This window comes from Streptomyces sp. NPDC028314, assembly GCF_055565795.1.
This window is the reverse complement of record NZ_JBVHTP010000010.1, coordinates 155,055-170,434: the sequence shown is the minus strand read 5'-3', so window position 1 is coordinate 170,434 and position 15,380 is coordinate 155,055. Positions and strand designations below refer to the sequence as shown.

Below are 15,380 nucleotides of genomic sequence, written 5' to 3'. Positions count from 1 at the left end.
CCGGGGAGGCCCACGGGTACCGTGGTCGGGTGGACAACAGGCAAGCAATCGGTTCCTGGCTCTCCGGCCCCCGCGCGGCCGCCGAGGAGATGGGCGTCGACTTCGGGTACCGGGGCGAGCGCCTCGGCCTGCCCGAGTCGGGGCCCGGCTCGGTGGCACGCTTCGGCCGCCGGCTCGGCGCCGTCGCGATCGACTGGATCGGTTGTCAGCTGATCGCATACGGGCTGATCACGCACGGCGACCTGACCGCCGCCGGCAACTGGACGCTGGTGCTCTTCCTGGCCCTGACCCTCCTGACCCTGGGCACCGTGGGCTTCACCCCCGGAAAGCGGATCCTGGGCCTCCGGGTCATCTCGCAGGACGGCGGACGCCTCGGCCTCCCCCGCGTGGTGCTGCGCACCGTACTGCTGGCCCTCTTCGTCCCGGCCCTGGTCTGGGACCGGGACGGCCGCGGACTGCACGACAGGCTGGCCCGCGCCGTCCAGGTGCGGATCTAGGGCGCGCCCCCGAGGAACAGAGCGACGACACACGGGTGCCCCCGGAGCCGACGGCTCCGGGGGCACCCGTGTGTCGTATACGAAAAGCAGGTCAGCGCATCTTTCCGCCGCGCGGCATCCGCATGCCCTTGGGCATCGGACCCTTCGGCACCGGCATGTTGCTCATCAGGTCACCCATGGCCCGGAGCTTGTCGTTGACCTGCGTGATCTGCGGGCCGGACAGCACGCGCGGCAGCTTGAGCAGCGTCGTACGGACCTTCTTGAGCGGGACTTCACCCTCGCCGGTACCGACGATGAAGTCGTGCACCGGGACGTCGGGCATGATCCGGGCCAGCTTCTTCTTCTCGGCCGCGAGCAGGGTCTTCACCCGGTTCGGGTTGCCCTCCGCGATCAGGACCACGCCCGCCTTGCCGACGGCCCGGTGGACGATGTCCTGGTTCCGGTTCATCGCGACGGCCGGGGTGGTCGTCCAGCCCCGTCCCACGTTGTCCAGTACGGCCGCGGCCGCGCCCGGCTGTCCCTCCATCTGCCCGAAGGCAGCCCGCTCGGCCCGTCGTCCGAAGACGATCGCCATTGCGAGGAACGCCACCAGGAAGCCCAGGATGCCCAGGTAGACCGGGTGGTCGATCAGGAAGCCGATCGCAAGAAAGACACCGAAGGTGACGATTCCCACGCCCGCGACGATCAGACCGACCTTCGGGTCGGCCTTGCGCGTCATCTTGTACGTCAGGGCGATCTGCTTCAGTCGCCCGGGGTTCGCAGCAGTCTCTGCGTTTGACTTCCTCGCCATAAGGCGAAGTTTACGTGGCCTGCGGGGTTCGGGTAGCCGCGGCCTCGAGTACGTGCTCGGTTTCGACCCGGTCCTTGGCCCTGCGGCGGTCCTCCAGGACCGCGGTCCAGGCGTTGCGGCGGGCGCCGCTCATGAGCAGCGACTCGATGCCCCGGAAGGCGTCGGTGAAGGACGGGATGGCGATGGCGCGTACGGGCGCGGCCTGCATGATGTCGATCCCTTTCACGGTGCTCACGTCGGCTGGGGTCGGACTGTGGTGCGCGGTGCGTGGTCTGCGTGATGTGCGGTGCGTGTAGCTATCGTCACTGACTGGTGTTACCAGGGCATGACCAGACGGTCAAATGTGATTGACGTGTTGCAAAGACTGACGCGGCCCGCCTGGCTCTTCCTCGAATGAGCCTAGGGGCCGCGTCAGTGCGGTGTTACTGCTTAGTAATCATTTGTGCGGGACTTCACACAGCCCCGGTTGTTCACGCGGTCGCGCCGATTCACACGGTCGCGCGCTTCTCCATCGCCTGCTGGTAGAGGCGCCCGGCCCGGTAGGACGACCGGACCAGCGGGCCGGACATCACACCGGAGAAGCCGATCTCCTCGGCCTCCTTCGCCAGCTCGACGAACTCGGCCGGCTTCACCCAGCGCTCGACGGGGTGGTGCCGCGGCGAGGGCCGCAGGTACTGGGTGATGGTGATGAGCTCGCAGCCGGCCTCGTGGAGGTCCTTGAGGGCCTGCGAGACCTCCTCGCGCTCCTCGCCCATGCCGAGGATCAGGTTCGACTTCGTGACCAGGCCGTAGGCGCGCGCCTTCGTGATCACCTCGAGCGAGCGCTCGTAGCGGAAGCCGGGACGGATCCGCTTGAAGATCCGCGGGACCGTCTCGACGTTGTGCGCGAAGACCTCGGGGCGGGAGGCGAAGACCTCCTCCAGCAGCTCCGGGACCGCGTTGAAGTCGGGAGCCAGCAGCTCGACCTTGGTGTGGCCGCTCTCACGGCCCGCCGTCTGCTCGTGGATCTGGCGCACGGTCTCCGCGTACAGCCAGGCACCACCGTCGGGCAGGTCGTCGCGGGCGACGCCGGTGATGGTGGCGTAGTTCAGGTCCATCGTGACCACGGACTCGCCCACACGGCGGGGCTCGTCGCGGTCCAGGGCCTCGGGCTTGCCCGTGTCGATCTGGCAGAAGTCACAGCGCCGGGTGCACTGGTCGCCACCGATGAGGAAGGTGGCCTCGCGGTCCTCCCAGCACTCGTAGATGTTCGGACAGCCGGCTTCCTGGCACACCGTGTGCAGTCCTTCGCCCTTCACCAGGGCCTGCATCTTGGTGTACTCGGGACCCATCTTCGCCCGGGTCTTGATCCACTCGGGCTTGCGCTCGATGGGGGTCTGGCTGTTACGGACCTCCAGGCGCAGCATCTTGCGTCCGTCGGGTGCGACTGCGGACACGACCGGCTCCCTGTGACTTCGATTCTTCGGCGCCCACCAGGGTACGCCCGTAATTTCATACGCTCTTACGTCGGCCAACCTGGGGGCGGCCGGACGCATTCCCCGCGTCGTCAGCCGGCGGCCGGCGCTGTTTCCCGGGGCCGCAGCTCGGCCTGCTCCAGTACCTCCCTGAGGTGGCGCTCCACGACCGGCAGCACCTCCGCGATGGTGATCTCCCGGCCCAGTTCGTACGAGAGCGAGGTCACACCCGCGTCCCGGATGCCGCAGGGGATGATCCGGTCGAACCAGGTGCTGTCCGGGTTCACGTTGATCGCGAAGCCGTGCATGGTGACGCCCTTGGCGACGCGGATGCCGATGGCGGCGAGCTTGCGGTCCTCGCGGCGCTGGCCGGCATTGGACGGGGCGTACTCGGGGCCGTTCAGCCGGGCGTCGAACTCTTCGTCGGTGAGCCGGGGGTCGAAGTCGAGGGAGAGGCCACCGATCTTCGGGCGCTCCTCCACCGGGTCCCCGAGCACCCACACCCCGGAGCGGCCCTCGACCCGGGTGGTCTCCAGGCCGAACTCGGCGGCGGTGCGGATCAGCGCCTCCTCCAGGCGGCGGACGTGGGCGACCACGTCGACCGGGCGGGGCAGCTTCATGATCGGGTAGCCGACCAGCTGGCCCGGGCCGTGCCAGGTGATCTTGCCGCCGCGGTCCACGTCGACGACGGGCGTGCCGTCCAGGGGGCGCTCGCTGGGGTCGGTCCGCCGGCCGGCGGTGTAGACCGGCCGGTGCTCCAGCAGCAGGCAGGTGTCGCCGATCTCGTCCGCGAAGCGGGCGGCGTGCACCCGGCGCTGCTCTTCCCAGGCCTCGGTGTACTCGACGAATTCCGGCCCGAAGCCCAGATGGACAAACCGAAGCTCAGTCACCGCAGCGCCTCCTCGTTGAACCTGCTGTGTGCACCTATCGCACCAGCCAAGAGTACGGCGGCCCGCGCGCGGCCCCTCAGGGCCCCGGCAGCCGCTTGCGGGCGCGCCTGCGCTCCGGCGGCCGGTCCGGGTCCTCGTCCGCCCTCGGCAGCCGCCGGTGGCCCTCCGAGTGGTCGTTGACCCAGCCGCAGACCCCGCACGCGTACCGCCCGTCCAGCCCCGCGATGTACGTGCCGCAGCGGCGGCACTCCGCCTCCGTCAGCTCGGGCGCGGGGAGCGGTGCGGCGGATTCTGTGCAGTCGTCGGGGCGGTGCGCCCCGGTGGGCCGGCGGGTCATGAGCCGCAGCCTATGCGGGCGGAGGGGGGCAATCCGTAAAGGGTCCCACCGGTTCTGCACACGATCGGATGAATGTGGGGCAGAGCGGGCGGTACGGGCGGAGTTCGCCGCTACATTCACGCCGTTCACAGGGCCGGGACCCCGGTCCGTCACGTCAGGAAACCGTGGAGCCGATGACGGAACGACCTGCCCAGCGCGTCCCCAACCGGCAGCTCGCGGCGCTGATCGCGGAAGCCGGGTTCTCCAACGCCGGTCTGGCCCGCCGTGTCGACCAGCTCGGCTTGGAGCACGGTCTCGACCTGCGGTACGACAAGACCTCCGTGACCCGGTGGCTGCGCGGCCAGCAGCCCCGCGGCACCACACCGGCGCTGATCGCGGAAGTCTTCACCCGGCGCCTCGGGCGGCGGCTCTCCGCCCAGGACCTGGGACTCGACGCCTGCGCGCCCGTCTACGCGGGGCTGGAGTTCGCGGCCACGCCGGAGGAGGCCGTGGACATCGCGAGCGGGCTGTGGCGCAAGGACTCCGGCTCGCACGCCGAGCTGCGGAAGATCGCCTTCACCCCCGCCGGGCTCGTCGTACCGAGCCGGGACTGGCTGATCGGCCGGCCCGACGAGCGGGTGGGGCGGGGCGCGGAGACCGCCGGCGCCCGGGTCCCGCTCCAGGGCCGGACCTCGGTACCCCGCCAGCGGCAGCTGGAGCGCGGGCCTGGACAGCGGGTGACGGGCGGCGACATCGCGGCGCTGCGGTCGGTGGGCGAGCTGTTCCGGACCCTGGACGAGGCCTACGGCGGAGGGCACGCCCGGCAGGCCCTGGTGCGGTACCTGGAGCACGAGGCGGAGTCGATGCTCCGCGGGACCTACGGGGAGACCACCGGGCGGCGGCTGTTCTCGGCGGCCGCCGACCTGACCCGGCTCGCGGGCTGGACCTCGTACGACATCGCCGCGCACGGGCTGGCCCAGCGGTACTTCGTCCAGGCCCTGCGCCTCGCGCAGGCCGCGGCGGACCGGCCGTACGGGTCCTACGTGCTGGTCACCATGAGCCGCCAGGCCGTCTACCTCGGACACGGCCGGGAGGCGGTGCAGCTGGCCCGGGTGGCCCAGCAGGGCGTGGGTTCCGGCCCGCCGCCGGTGGTGCAGGCCCTGCTGCACTCGGCGGAGGCGCGGGGGCACGCGGTCCTCGGCGAGGTGCGGGCCTCGACGGCCTCCCTGGTGCGGGCGGAGCGGGCGCTGGGCGCGGCCCGGCCGGGGGACGACGTACCGCACTGGGCGCGGTTCTACGACGAGGCGCAGCTGGCGGACGAGTTCGGGCACTGCCACCGCGACCTCCAGCAGTACCGGGCCTCGGCGCAGCACGCGGAGCGCTCGCTCCAGCTGCGGGCGCCCGGGTACGCGCGCTCCCGGCTGTTCTGCCGGGTGGTGCTGGCCACGGCCCGGCTGGGGCTGGGCGAGCTGGACCAGGCGTGCGCGCTGGGCGCGGAGGCGGCGCAGCAGGCGATGGAGATGCGGTCGGCGCGCGCGGTGGAGTACGTACGGGACTTCGAGCGGCGGCTGGAGCCGTACCGGGACGCCTCGGCCGTGCGGACCTACCGGGACCGGGTCGCGGCGCTCTCGTGAGCCGCTGCCCGGTCCCGGCGGGGTGGTGTCAGGCCGCCAGCGGAACTTCTGATTCCGAGATGGCCGGCACCGGGATGCCGAAATCGCGCAGGACGGCGGTGGTGGCGCGGCGGGCGGAGCTCAGGGCCCCCTGGACGGTGTTGGAGTCGCGGTGGTCGCCGCACACGTACAGCCCCGCCAGGACCCGTACCGGCCGCCGCAGGTCGTGCGGCGGGGGCATGGCCGGCACCGCCTCCGGGGTGTGGTGGACGGCCAGCAGCTGCCACTCCCGGGTCGAGGTCTCGTAGAGCCGGGCCAGCCGGGAGGCGACGGTCCGGGTGGGCGGCGGCGGCCCGTGGACGGTGGTGGTGACCAGGCTCCGGCCGGCCGGGGCCCGCGTCGGGTCGACCGCGCTCATCACCGTGGTGTGGGCGACCGGCCACTTCGGGTCGGCGTCCAGGAGCAGCGAGCCGTCCCACGGCAGCGGCGCGGCGGTCGCGTGGTGGATGACGGTGACCTCGTGGAAGTCCGGCACCCGCAGCCCCGGCAGCAGTTCGGCGGCGGCCCGGGCGCCGGTCGCGAGCACGGCGGAGCGGCAGCTGAAGTCGCCGTGCTGCTCGGTGGTGACGAGGTTGGTCGCCACCGACCGGACCCGCACCCCGGTGCGTACGGTGCCGGGCGGCAGGGATGCGGCGAGCAGCTCGGGCAGGATCGCGGCGCCGCCCTCGGGCACCGCGAGCCGGCCTCGGGCGAAGCCGCGCAGGGCCAGGTCGGCGACCCGGCTGGAGGTGGTGAGCTCCGGGTCGCGGAGCAGGGTGGCGAGCAGGGGGCGCACCACCCCGTTGACGGTGCGCGGTGGCAGGCCGCGGGTGCGCAGGGCGGCGAGCGCGGTGCGTTCAGGGCGGGCGAGCAGGCGGTCGACGGGCAGGGCGGCGAGCCGGCCGAGGGCGGCGCTGAGCCGGGCCTGGTCGAGGGAGCCGCTGGCCAGGGCGCGGGCCGGGGTCAGGGCCCCGGCGCGCTGCTGTTTGCCGTCGCTGCCGTGGACCAGGACGCCGGGCGCGAAGGGGCGCAGGGTGAGGCCCTCCAGGCCCGGGGTGCGGGTCAGCTCCGTGTACGAGGTGCCCAGGAGCTGGCCGATCCGGTCGAGGCGGAAGCCGTCGGCCGTCTCGGTGGCCATCCGGCCGCCGGGGTCGTTCGCGGCCTCCAGGACGGTGACCGAGACTCCGGCGGCGATCAGGTGGTGTGCGGCCGCGAGTCCTGAGACTCCGGCTCCTACGATGACAACGTCTGCGTGGTGTGCGCTACTGAGCACGTGCCCCTCCCCGAGGTCGGCGCGGCTGTGTGGGGTTCCTCCTTCCCCCAACCGGCTCCAGGAGAACCCGAGTCCGGTGCCGTATTACGAACAACTCCGGTCGCACGGTGGTCGCATGCGGGTCACAACCGGTCGCACGTGAACGGGCGGTGCTCCCCCGGGTCCGCCGGGCCCTTCAGGCCAGCGCGGCCCTGATCGACTCGTCGATCCCCGGGTACCGGAAGACGAAGCCGGACTCCAGCAGCCGGGCCGGGCGCACCCGCTGACTGCCCAGCACGTCCTGGGCGAACTCGCCGAGCACCACCCGCATGGCGGGCGCCGGCACGGCGAACACGGCCGGGCGGCGCAGTACCCGGCCCATCGCGGCGGTGACCTCGCGGTTGGTCAGCGGCTCGGGGGCGGTCAGGTTCACCGGGCCCGACATCGCGGGGGTGTCCACCAGGTACCGCAGGGCGGCGATCTCGTCGTGCATCGAGATGTGCGACCAGTACTGGCGCCCGTTGCCGAGCCGGCCGCCGAGGCCCGCCCGGAAGACGGGGAAGAGCTTGCCCCAGGCCCCGCCCTCGGCCGCGACCACCAGGCCCGTCCGGGCGAAGACGGTACGGATCCCGGCCTCCTGGGCCGGAGCCGCCGCCGCCTCCCACTCGACGCAGACGGAGGGCAGGAACCCCTCCCCCGCCGGGGCGTCCTCGTCGACGGCGCGGTCACCGGTGTCGCCGTAGTACCCGACGGCGGTACCGCAGACCAGCACCGGCGGGGGCTCGGCCAGACCGGCCATGGCCCGGGCGATGGCCGCGGTGCCGAGGACCCGGCTGTCGCGGATCTCCCTCTTGTACGCGGCCGTCCACCGGCGGTCCCCGACCCCGGCCCCGGCCAGGTGCACGACGGCCCCGCAGCCGGCCAGCCCGGCGGGGTCGACGTGCCCCCGCTTGGGGTCCCAGGTCGCCTCACCCGGCCCGGCGGCGGGCCGGCGCACGAAGCGGACCACCTCGTGGCCGTCCGCCTGGAGGGAGCGCACGAGGGCCTTGCCGATGAGGCCGGAGGATCCGGTGACCGCGATTCGCATGGGGCCAGTGTGCCGCGTCGCCGCGCGAACCGAACGCAGCCCCGCGCCCTCCGCCCCAGGCAGCGCGGGGCGTCCGGGGACCGTGCCGTCGCTCAGCCCGTGCCCAGCCAGCTGCCCACCGCGTAGGTCACCGCCATCGCCAGCGCGCCCCCGCCCACGTTCCGCAGCACCGCCCGCCCCGCGGGCGCGCCGCCCAGGCGGGCGCTGACCACCCCGCACAGCGTCAGCGCCGCCAGCACCGCCGCCACCGTCACCGGCACCCGCTCCGACGGCCCCGGCAGCACGATCGCCAGCAGCGGCAGCACCGCCCCCACCGTGAAGGCGATCAGGCTCGCGATCGCGGCGTGCCAAGGGTTCGCCAGCTCGTCCGGGTTGATCCCCAGCTCCACCCGGGCATGGGCCCGCAGCGCATCGCGTTCCGTCAGCTGCACGGCCGCCGCCCTGGCGAGGTCCCGGCTCAGGCCCCGATCCGCCAGCAGACCCGTCAGCTCCTCCAGCTCGGCCTCCGGATCGTCCGCCAGCTCCGCCCGTTCCACCTTCAGCGCAGCCTGCTCCGAATCCCGCTGCGAGCTGACCGACACGTACTCCCCCGCCGCCATCGACAGCGAGCCCGCCAGCAGCCCGGCGACCCCCGCCGTCAGGATCTCGGCCCGGGCGGTGGTGGCACCGGCCACACCCACCACCAGGCCCGCCGTGGAGATGATCCCGTCGTTGGCACCCAGCACCCCCGCCCGCAGCCAGTTGAGCCTGCTGCTGATCTCCGCGCTCTGCGTCCGCGCCGCTTCACTCACGCCCCCACTGTCGCGGGCACGGCCGAACGGGGCCACCCGGGGTGCGCGCCGGGCTCCTCAGGACCAGGGTGGAGGGGTGAGACGCGGACGCGAGGACCCTGGCTGGCTGCGCGGGGCTCCGCCCCCACGCTGGGCCCGGCTCGCGCCCGCCGTGGCCCTGGTGGTGCTGTGCTGCGCGCAGTGGCTCACCCCCGGGGACGTGGAGCTCGGCTACTTCCTGGCGGCCCTGCCCGCCGTGGCCGCGTTCTCGTACGGCGCCCTCGGGACGGCCGCCTTCGCCGCCCTGGTCCTCGTCCTCCTCGGCGTGCCCCAGATCGGCGTGGGTCACGCCCAGGGCTCCGACCTGGCCACCGTGGCCGTCGTCGGCCTGCTCAGCGTGGTCATCGCCTGGGTCCGGCGCCGCCGCGACGCCCAGCTGGTCAGCGTCCGCACCGTCGCCGAGGCCGCCCAGCTGGCGGTCCTGCCGCCCGTACCGGACCAGGTCGGCACGGTGCGCTGCGCCGGCCTCTACCGGGCGGCCCAGCGCGGCACCCTGGTCGGCGGCGACCTCTACGACGTACGGGCAGGGCCCTACGGCGTCCGGGCGGTGGTCGCGGACGTCCAGGGTCACGGCCTGACGGCGGTCGGAACGGTCGCCGCGCTGCTCGGCGCCTTCCGGGAGGCGGTACTGGACGACCCCGAGCTGACGGCCGTCGCCGCCCGGCTGGACCGGCGACTGGTGGCCGACGCGTCCGCCGCCTCGATCGAGCACCCGGAGCTCTTCGCCACGGCGGTGCTGCTGGAGTTCCCGCCCGGGCTGGACCTCGTACGGATCGTCTCCTGCGGGCATCCGCCCGTACTCCTGCTCCGCGGCTTCGCAGCCTCGGAGCTCACCGTCGAACCGGGCCCGCCCCTGGGCCTGGGCCTCGCCGGGCCCGCCCTCCCGCCGACCGCCGAGGTCCCCCTGCTGCCGGGCGACCGGCTGCTCGTGCACACGGACGGCGTCACGGAGGCCCGCGACGCGGCGGGCCACTTCTACCCGCTGGCCACCCGCGTGCCGGTACTGGCCAACGACCCGGCGGGCCTGGTGCGCGCGGTCTGGCGCGACCTGGAGACCTTCACCTCGGGCGGCCCGAACGACGACGTCGCGGTCCTGGTCCTCTCCCCCACCCACCCCTGAGGCCTCCGGGAACCCCTTCCCGGAGGCCCCCCCGAGGTCAGCCGACGTCGCGGATGAAGGCGCGCACCATCTTGCAGGTCACGTTGGACGGCCGGTGGATCCCCACCCGCACCGCCATCGTCCGGATCTTGCGGTTGGTGGCGCGCTGAGCGTCGTACGTCCCGGTGTCGAGCAGGGATATCGCCAGCCGCATGGCCTTCAGGCGGCGGTTGTGGTTCTCGTACCACTCGCGGGGCAGACCCGCGGGCAGCGGCTTCTTCTTGGGCATCGAAATGATCGCGGCAGCGGCCATCTACAGCCTCCCAAACGGTAGTTGGCTTCCTGTCGTTCTCCCTCGATTTTACCGGCGACCACTGACAAAAGCCCCTGGCCAGACCGCCCCTGACTACGCTGGGAGCCATGGAGATCTGGATCAACCCCGCCTGTTCGAAATGCCGCAGCGCACTGACCCTGCTGGACGCGGAAGGCGCCGAGTACACGGTGCGCCGCTACCTGGAGGACGTCCCGTCCGAGGCCGAGATCCGCGAGGTACTGGGCCGCCTCGGCCTGGAGCCCTGGGACATCACCCGCACCTCCGACCCCCTCGCGAAGGAGACCGGAGTACGGGACCTGCCGCGCGAGGAGACGGACGCCGCGCGGGCCCGCTGGATCGCCCACCTGGCCGCGCACCCGAAGCTGATCCAGCGCCCGATCATCACCGCCGAGGACGGCACGGCCGTGGTAGGCCGCTCGGAAGAAGCCGTCCGCGAGGCCCTCTCCCGCCGCCCCTAGCAGCAGCCGCCCTACGGGGCGTCCCGCAACGACCGGGTCCCAGGACAACAACCAGCCGCCGAACCAGCCGGAGCACGTAGCGATCTGGGGCGTGGGCCGTGACCGCGCCGGGGCTGCGAAGGCACCGGAAGCTGGCTGCGGGAAAAACGAATCTGCCCGTACATCACGAGGGAGCCGGAACCGCACACGAACCTCCCGGCCACTCCCCTGGGGGCTTCCCGGCAGTCTTATGGCATTCCGGGGCGGTCCGGTCGGTCAAGGGTGGCCGAAGGCCATCGCGAAGCGACGCGAGCGCGGCGAGCGCCCTTGAGGGACCGGACCGAACCGGAAGGACAGTGGACTGCCGGGAAGCCCCCAGCCGCTCTCCCACTCCGCTCCCCCGTCCCCCGTCTTACCCGAAGCCCATCCGCCACCCCCTACGCTGACCCGAGCACAAAGGAGCCATTAACCACCCAAAAAGGAAAAAAGTGACCGCACGCCACCCCCAACCCGAACCCCACCCCCAACCCCACCCCCAACCGCACCTCCCCCCACCCCGCCGCAGCGCGGACTGGATGTTCGGCGGGGTGTACGGAACCGTCCTCGCGAGCGGGCTCCTGGCAGCGCTGGACCAGAAGGGCGGCGACTACACACCCTTCTACGACGCCGCCTGGGTACTCGTCACCGCTGCCGCGGCGGCAGCCGCGCACGGCTACTCGCACCACATGACCACCCACCAGGCCGGCTCGGCCGGGCATCGCTGGCGGGTGCTCACCCGCGCGCTCTGGAACGAGTGGCCGCTGATCGCGGCCACCCTGCCCACCGTCCTCCTCCTGCTGATCGCGGGGCTCACGCACTGGGACTCGTACGGAGTGACGGCCGTCGGACTGGGCCTGAACACCGCGCTGCTGTTCGGCTGGGGGTCCTTCGTGGCCGTCCGGGTCGGCTACCGGCTCCGCTCCGCCCTGTCCATCGGCCTGGCCGACGCCACGATCGGCCTGGCCATCATCGTCGCGAACGCGGTAATCAAATAAGCCCCACAAGAGCGAACGGGGTAATCAAACGGCCCGCAAGCACCCCACGCACGCCCCACAAGGCCCCCGCAGCACACCCAACACCCCCACCCACCTCACCCCACCCACCTCACCCCCCACCCCCTCACCCGCCCAGCTGCACCTCCGCCTCCGCCAGGATTTCCGTCAGCCGCACCCCGAACTCCACCCCGCGCGGATCCGGCACCCCCGTCCGGGCGGCGGTGAGCAGCGCGTCCAGGGCCCGGCCGTAGGCGCCGGGTACGTCGCTCCAGTCGGGCAGCCCGAAAACGCCCTCGGCCCCGCGCAGTTCCAGCCCCACCCCGGCGGCCGCATGCGGCGCGCCCAGGCTGAGCACGGCGGTGCTGGCCGCGCCCGAGGCGTGCCGCAGGGCCAGCTGGACCACGTCGGACGGGCCCCGGGTGGCGCTGACGGCGGTGACCTCGCCCAGCACCGGAATCAGCACGGACAGCGCGTGCGGCCCGACGTCCCACAGTCCGCCCTTGGCCTTGCGCCAGGGCGAATCGGCGTACGCGCTGGGCGCGCCGTCGGGCGGGAAGACCGCGCCCAGCCAGTGGGCGGAGGCGGTGAACCACCCGGACCGCCGGGCCTGTTCCTCGACCCATCCGGCGGTCGGCTCGGCGAACCGCAGGGTCAGGAAGACGACGGAGGCGACCTTGTGCTCCGCCACGGCGGCGGCCACGGCCGCCGCGTCCGCCACGGTGGTCGCGACGGGTTTGTCGAGCAGCAGATGGCATCCGGCGGCGGCCGCCCGCACGGCGAGCGGGGCCTGTACGTCCGGCGGCAGGGCGAAGGCCACGACGTCACAGTCGGCGAACAACTGGTCGGGGTCTTCGTACACCTTCACGCCGTACGCCTGCGCCAGCTCGGCCGCCGCTTCGGGGCGCCGGCCCCACACGCCGACGAAATCGGAGCCGGCATGGGCGGTCAGGGCAGGGGCGTGGGTGCGGTGGGCCCAGGGACCGGTGCCCAGCAGGCCCACCCGGGGACGGGGGCTTTCGGCGGCGCCCTCGAAGGGATCGCCGGCAGGGTTCAAATCGTACGAAATGCTCACCCGCTCAGTTTGCAGCACTCGGACGGGTGTCCACGCTTCAACCCGCACAAGCTGTCCCACCTGCGGCGCAACCCCCGGTAACACGGGGTTCACACACGGGCAACGGAAGAGAAATCGCAAGCGGGCACGCTGCGGTCATCACCGCAGCATCATCACCGCAGCATCACCACCACCGCAGCACCGAGAGTCTGCGCCGGGGCGACGCACCGAAGGATGGGGACCGTGAGCTACAAGGCTGAGTACATCTGGATCGACGGAACCGAGCCGACGGCGAAGCTTCGCTCCAAGACGAAGATCCTCGCGGACGGCGACGCGCTGCCGATCTGGGGCTTCGACGGATCCAGCACCAACCAGGCCGAGGGCCACGCCTCCGACCGGGTGCTGCAGCCGGTCTTCTCCTGCCCGGACCCGATCCGCGGCGGTGACAACGTCCTCGTGCTGTGCGAGGTCCTGAACATCGACATGACCCCGCACGAGTCGAACACACGCGCCCTGCTCCGCCCGATCGCCGAGAAGTTCGCGGGCCAGGAGCCGATCTTCGGCATCGAGCAGGAGTACACCTTCTTCGACGGCAGCCGCCCGCTCGGCTTCCCCGTCAACGGCTTCCCGGCCGCCCAGGGCGGCTACTACTGCGGCGTCGGTTCGGACGAGATCTTCGGCCGCGACATCGTCGAGAAGCACCTGGACCACTGCCTCGCGGCGGGCCTGAGCATCTCCGGCATCAACGCCGAGGTCATGCCCGGCCAGTGGGAGTTCCAGGTCGGCCCCGTCGGCCCGCTGGAGGTCTCCGACCAGCTGTGGATCGCGCGCTGGCTGCTGTACCGCACGGCCGAGGACTTCAACGTCTCCGCGACGCTGAACCCCAAGCCGGTCAAGGGCGACTGGAACGGCGCGGGCGCGCACACCAACTTCTCCACGAAGGCGATGCGCGAGGACTACCGCGCGATCATCTCCGCGTGCGAGGCACTGGGCGAGGGCTCGAAGCCGCTGGACCACGTCAAGAACTACGGCGCGGGCATCGACGAGCGCCTGACGGGTCTGCACGAGACCGCCCCGTGGAACGAGTTCAGCTACGGCGTCTCCGACCGCGGTGCCTCGGTCCGCATCCCGTGGCAGGTGGAGAAGGACGGCAAGGGCTACATCGAGGACCGCCGTCCCAACGCGAACGTCGACCCGTACGTGGTGACCCGCCTCATCACGGACACCTGCTGCACCGGCCTGGAGAAGGACGGCCTGATCTAAGCCCTCCCACCCAGCAGCCCCCACCCGACAACGGCGCCCCGGCAACGGCGCTCCGACAACGGGGCCCCGACAAACGACGGCGCCCGCCGAGCCCCAGGCCCGGCGGGCGCCGCTGTCAGCTGGTCGGGGCCACACGGCGCCGGCCGACCGGGACACACGGCCGCCGGCCGACCGGGGGCACACAGCCGCCACCCGGCCGACCGGGGCCCGCGCCCGGCGAACGCCCCCCGGAACAACGCCCTGGGACGGATCCGCCCACCATCCGATACGCACCCCCGGCCCGGACCACCGCGTACCCCCGACCAGCTGACGGATTGTCGCGATTGTGACACCGCATTCACACCCACCGCCCGGAATTTGAGATTCCGATCCATGAAGTGAGACGGGGTCTGCCCTGGGCCCCGCACATCTGCTTGAATGGCGTCCATGGCCAGCTACTCGTACACCTCGACAGGTCGCAGCGACCTCGAGCCGTTCTGGCCGTCCCGTCAGGATCATGATTTCGACCGGGTGTGTTGCCGCGCGAAGAACGCGCCGGCCCTCTAAAGCCTTCCGGGATCTCCCACCAGACGACCTTCCCGAGGCCTTCGGTCTGCGCGGTACGACATCGACGACGTACGCACGTCTCCTGCCGACCACTCCGCGTGAAAGAGCTGACCACTCATGGCTAACACCCGTTCCATCACTTCTGCCGCCTCCGCTGCGACCTCCGCTCCCCTGACCTTCCCGCCCAGTCCGCGCCACCGGCTCCGGGCCGTGGACCGGGACGAGGTCGCCCGGGTGGTGGACCTGCTCCCGCCCGGCGCCACCTGGCTGCCCGCGCCCCAGCACACCCTCCCGACGCTGCCGGGGCAGCCGCCGATGGTCGGCTACCTGGTCCTCGTACCGGCCGACCAGCAGCCGATCGCCTTCGCCCCGCACTCCGTACCCGCCCCGGCCCGCACGAGCCCGCCCGCCGGCTCCGCCACCGCCGGCACCGCCATCAGCGGCTCCGCCTACGCCCCCACCGCCCCCACCGCCTCCGTCACCACGGGCGACGCCCTGGTCCGCATCGACGCGGCGCAGCGCACCGCCGAGGTCGACGGCCAGGTGCTGGACCTGACGTACCTGGAGTTCGAGCTGCTGGCCCACCTGGTGGCCCACCCGCACCGGGTGCACAGCCGCGACCAGCTGGTGACCACGGTCTGGGGCTACGGGCACGTCGGCGACGGCCGCACGGTCGACGTCCACATCGCCCGGCTGCGCCGCAAGCTGGGCACGGCCCACCGCGGCGCGATCCAGACCGTACGCCGGGTGGGCTACAAGTACGCCCCGTGAGCCCCTGATTGAACATCGAAGCGCTCGCCGGCCGGCCCGGACACACCGGTGGGCCCGTACTCACGAGGGGGAGTACG

17 protein-coding genes are annotated in these 15,380 nt (G+C 72.6%); 7 read left to right on the top strand and 10 right to left on the bottom strand.

Annotated elements, in window-relative coordinates; all coding sequences use genetic code 11:
* Positions 1-29: 29 nt before the first annotated feature.
* A complete protein-coding gene (locus tag ACZ4TG_RS23235; RefSeq protein WP_468165798.1) occupies positions 30-497 on the top strand; it encodes an RDD family protein in 468 nt (155 codons plus the stop codon).
* A gap of 91 nt (positions 498-588) precedes the next feature.
* Here the strand turns inward: ACZ4TG_RS23235 and ACZ4TG_RS23230 are convergent, their stop codons facing one another.
* The 5 genes from ACZ4TG_RS23230 to ACZ4TG_RS23210 all read right to left on the bottom strand — a co-directional run bounded on the left by ACZ4TG_RS23230 (position 589) and on the right by ACZ4TG_RS23210 (position 3,968).
* Positions 589-1,287: a DUF4191 domain-containing protein gene (locus tag ACZ4TG_RS23230; RefSeq protein WP_468165796.1), complete on the bottom strand. Its 699-nt coding sequence runs from the start codon at positions 1,285-1,287 to the stop codon at positions 589-591.
* 10 nt (positions 1,288-1,297) lie between these two features.
* Complete coding sequence (locus ACZ4TG_RS23225; protein WP_214937012.1) at positions 1,298-1,495, bottom strand: SCO2195 family GlnR-regulated protein; 198 nt, start codon at positions 1,493-1,495, stop codon at positions 1,298-1,300.
* 280 nt (positions 1,496-1,775) lie between these two features.
* Positions 1,776-2,723, bottom strand: a complete 948-nt coding sequence (gene lipA, locus ACZ4TG_RS23220; RefSeq protein WP_468165794.1) for a lipoyl synthase — start codon at positions 2,721-2,723, stop codon at positions 1,776-1,778.
* A 110-nt stretch (positions 2,724-2,833) separates the two neighbouring features.
* Positions 2,834-3,631, bottom strand: a complete 798-nt coding sequence (gene lipB / locus ACZ4TG_RS23215) for a lipoyl(octanoyl) transferase LipB (protein ID WP_468165792.1) — start codon at positions 3,629-3,631, stop codon at positions 2,834-2,836.
* A 76-nt stretch (positions 3,632-3,707) separates the two neighbouring features.
* Positions 3,708-3,968 carry a hypothetical protein gene (locus ACZ4TG_RS23210; RefSeq protein WP_468165790.1) on the bottom strand — a complete coding sequence of 87 codons (261 nt, stop codon included), beginning with the start codon at positions 3,966-3,968 and terminating at the stop codon, positions 3,708-3,710.
* A 173-nt stretch (positions 3,969-4,141) separates the two neighbouring features.
* Here ACZ4TG_RS23210 and ACZ4TG_RS23205 point away from each other — a divergent pair, with 173 nt between their 5' ends.
* Positions 4,142-5,581 (top strand): regulator, encoded by a 1,440-nt coding sequence (locus ACZ4TG_RS23205; protein WP_468165788.1) that lies wholly within the window; start codon positions 4,142-4,144, stop codon positions 5,579-5,581.
* Positions 5,582-5,609: 28 nt separating this feature from the next.
* Here ACZ4TG_RS23205 and ACZ4TG_RS23200 read toward each other — a convergent pair whose 3' ends face one another.
* The 3 genes from ACZ4TG_RS23200 to ACZ4TG_RS23190 form a co-directional block, all read right to left on the bottom strand.
* Positions 5,610-6,872, bottom strand: a complete 1,263-nt coding sequence (locus ACZ4TG_RS23200; RefSeq protein WP_468165786.1) for an NAD(P)/FAD-dependent oxidoreductase — start codon at positions 6,870-6,872, stop codon at positions 5,610-5,612.
* Between the two features lie 175 nt (positions 6,873-7,047).
* Positions 7,048-7,938 (bottom strand): TIGR01777 family oxidoreductase, encoded by an 891-nt coding sequence (locus ACZ4TG_RS23195; protein ID WP_468165784.1) that lies wholly within the window; start codon positions 7,936-7,938, stop codon positions 7,048-7,050.
* Between the two features lie 92 nt (positions 7,939-8,030).
* Positions 8,031-8,729: a VIT1/CCC1 transporter family protein gene (locus tag ACZ4TG_RS23190; protein ID WP_468165782.1), complete on the bottom strand. Its 699-nt coding sequence runs from the start codon at positions 8,727-8,729 to the stop codon at positions 8,031-8,033.
* A gap of 76 nt (positions 8,730-8,805) precedes the next feature.
* Here ACZ4TG_RS23190 and ACZ4TG_RS23185 point away from each other — a divergent pair, with 76 nt between their 5' ends.
* Entirely contained in the window at positions 8,806-9,888 is a 1,083-nt protein-coding gene (locus ACZ4TG_RS23185) for a PP2C family protein-serine/threonine phosphatase (protein ID WP_468165780.1), read from the top strand.
* A 37-nt stretch (positions 9,889-9,925) separates the two neighbouring features.
* On the opposite strand, the gene ACZ4TG_RS23180 is transcribed toward ACZ4TG_RS23185, so the two are convergent.
* Positions 9,926-10,180: a hypothetical protein gene (locus ACZ4TG_RS23180; RefSeq protein ID WP_468165778.1), complete on the bottom strand. Its 255-nt coding sequence runs from the start codon at positions 10,178-10,180 to the stop codon at positions 9,926-9,928.
* A gap of 107 nt (positions 10,181-10,287) precedes the next feature.
* Here ACZ4TG_RS23180 and ACZ4TG_RS23175 point away from each other — a divergent pair, with 107 nt between their 5' ends.
* Together ACZ4TG_RS23175 and ACZ4TG_RS23170 are read left to right on the top strand one after the other, a co-directional pair.
* The gene (locus ACZ4TG_RS23175) at positions 10,288-10,659 is read left to right on the top strand and encodes an ArsC/Spx/MgsR family protein (RefSeq protein WP_468165776.1); all 372 of its coding nucleotides are present in this window, start codon (positions 10,288-10,290) and stop codon (positions 10,657-10,659) included.
* Between the two features lie 566 nt (positions 10,660-11,225).
* Positions 11,226-11,672, top strand: a complete 447-nt coding sequence (locus tag ACZ4TG_RS23170; protein ID WP_468165773.1) for a hypothetical protein — start codon at positions 11,226-11,228, stop codon at positions 11,670-11,672.
* Positions 11,673-11,796: 124 nt separating this feature from the next.
* Here ACZ4TG_RS23170 and ACZ4TG_RS23165 read toward each other — a convergent pair whose 3' ends face one another.
* A complete protein-coding gene (locus ACZ4TG_RS23165; RefSeq protein ID WP_468166168.1) occupies positions 11,797-12,738 on the bottom strand; it encodes a Gfo/Idh/MocA family protein in 942 nt (313 codons plus the stop codon).
* A gap of 228 nt (positions 12,739-12,966) precedes the next feature.
* Here ACZ4TG_RS23165 and glnII point away from each other — a divergent pair, with 228 nt between their 5' ends.
* Positions 12,967-13,986 (top strand): glutamine synthetase, encoded by a 1,020-nt coding sequence (glnII, locus tag ACZ4TG_RS23160; RefSeq protein ID WP_468165770.1) that lies wholly within the window; start codon positions 12,967-12,969, stop codon positions 13,984-13,986.
* 663 nt (positions 13,987-14,649) lie between these two features.
* Positions 14,650-15,303 carry a winged helix-turn-helix domain-containing protein gene (locus ACZ4TG_RS23155; RefSeq protein ID WP_468165767.1) on the top strand — a complete coding sequence of 218 codons (654 nt, stop codon included), beginning with the start codon at positions 14,650-14,652 and terminating at the stop codon, positions 15,301-15,303.
* Positions 15,304-15,380 lie beyond the last annotated feature (77 nt).

Excerpts from the sequence above, each read along its gene's own strand:
- ACZ4TG_RS23225 (WP_214937012.1), bottom strand. The coding sequence starts at position 1,495 with ATGCAGGCCGCGCCCGTACGCGCCATCGCCATCCCGTCCTTCACCGAC.
- ACZ4TG_RS23175 (WP_468165776.1), top strand. The coding sequence starts at position 10,288 with ATGGAGATCTGGATCAACCCCGCCTGTTCGAAATGCCGCAGCGCACTG.
- ACZ4TG_RS23205 (WP_468165788.1), top strand. The coding sequence starts at position 4,142 with ATGACGGAACGACCTGCCCAGCGCGTCCCCAACCGGCAGCTCGCGGCG.
- ACZ4TG_RS23180 (WP_468165778.1), bottom strand. The coding sequence starts at position 10,180 with ATGGCCGCTGCCGCGATCATTTCGATGCCCAAGAAGAAGCCGCTGCCC.
- ACZ4TG_RS23195 (WP_468165784.1), bottom strand. The coding sequence starts at position 7,938 with ATGCGAATCGCGGTCACCGGATCCTCCGGCCTCATCGGCAAGGCCCTC.
- ACZ4TG_RS23210 (WP_468165790.1), bottom strand. The coding sequence starts at position 3,968 with ATGACCCGCCGGCCCACCGGGGCGCACCGCCCCGACGACTGCACAGAA.
- ACZ4TG_RS23230 (WP_468165796.1), bottom strand. The coding sequence starts at position 1,287 with ATGGCGAGGAAGTCAAACGCAGAGACTGCTGCGAACCCCGGGCGACTG.
- ACZ4TG_RS23155 (WP_468165767.1), top strand. The coding sequence starts at position 14,650 with ATGGCTAACACCCGTTCCATCACTTCTGCCGCCTCCGCTGCGACCTCC.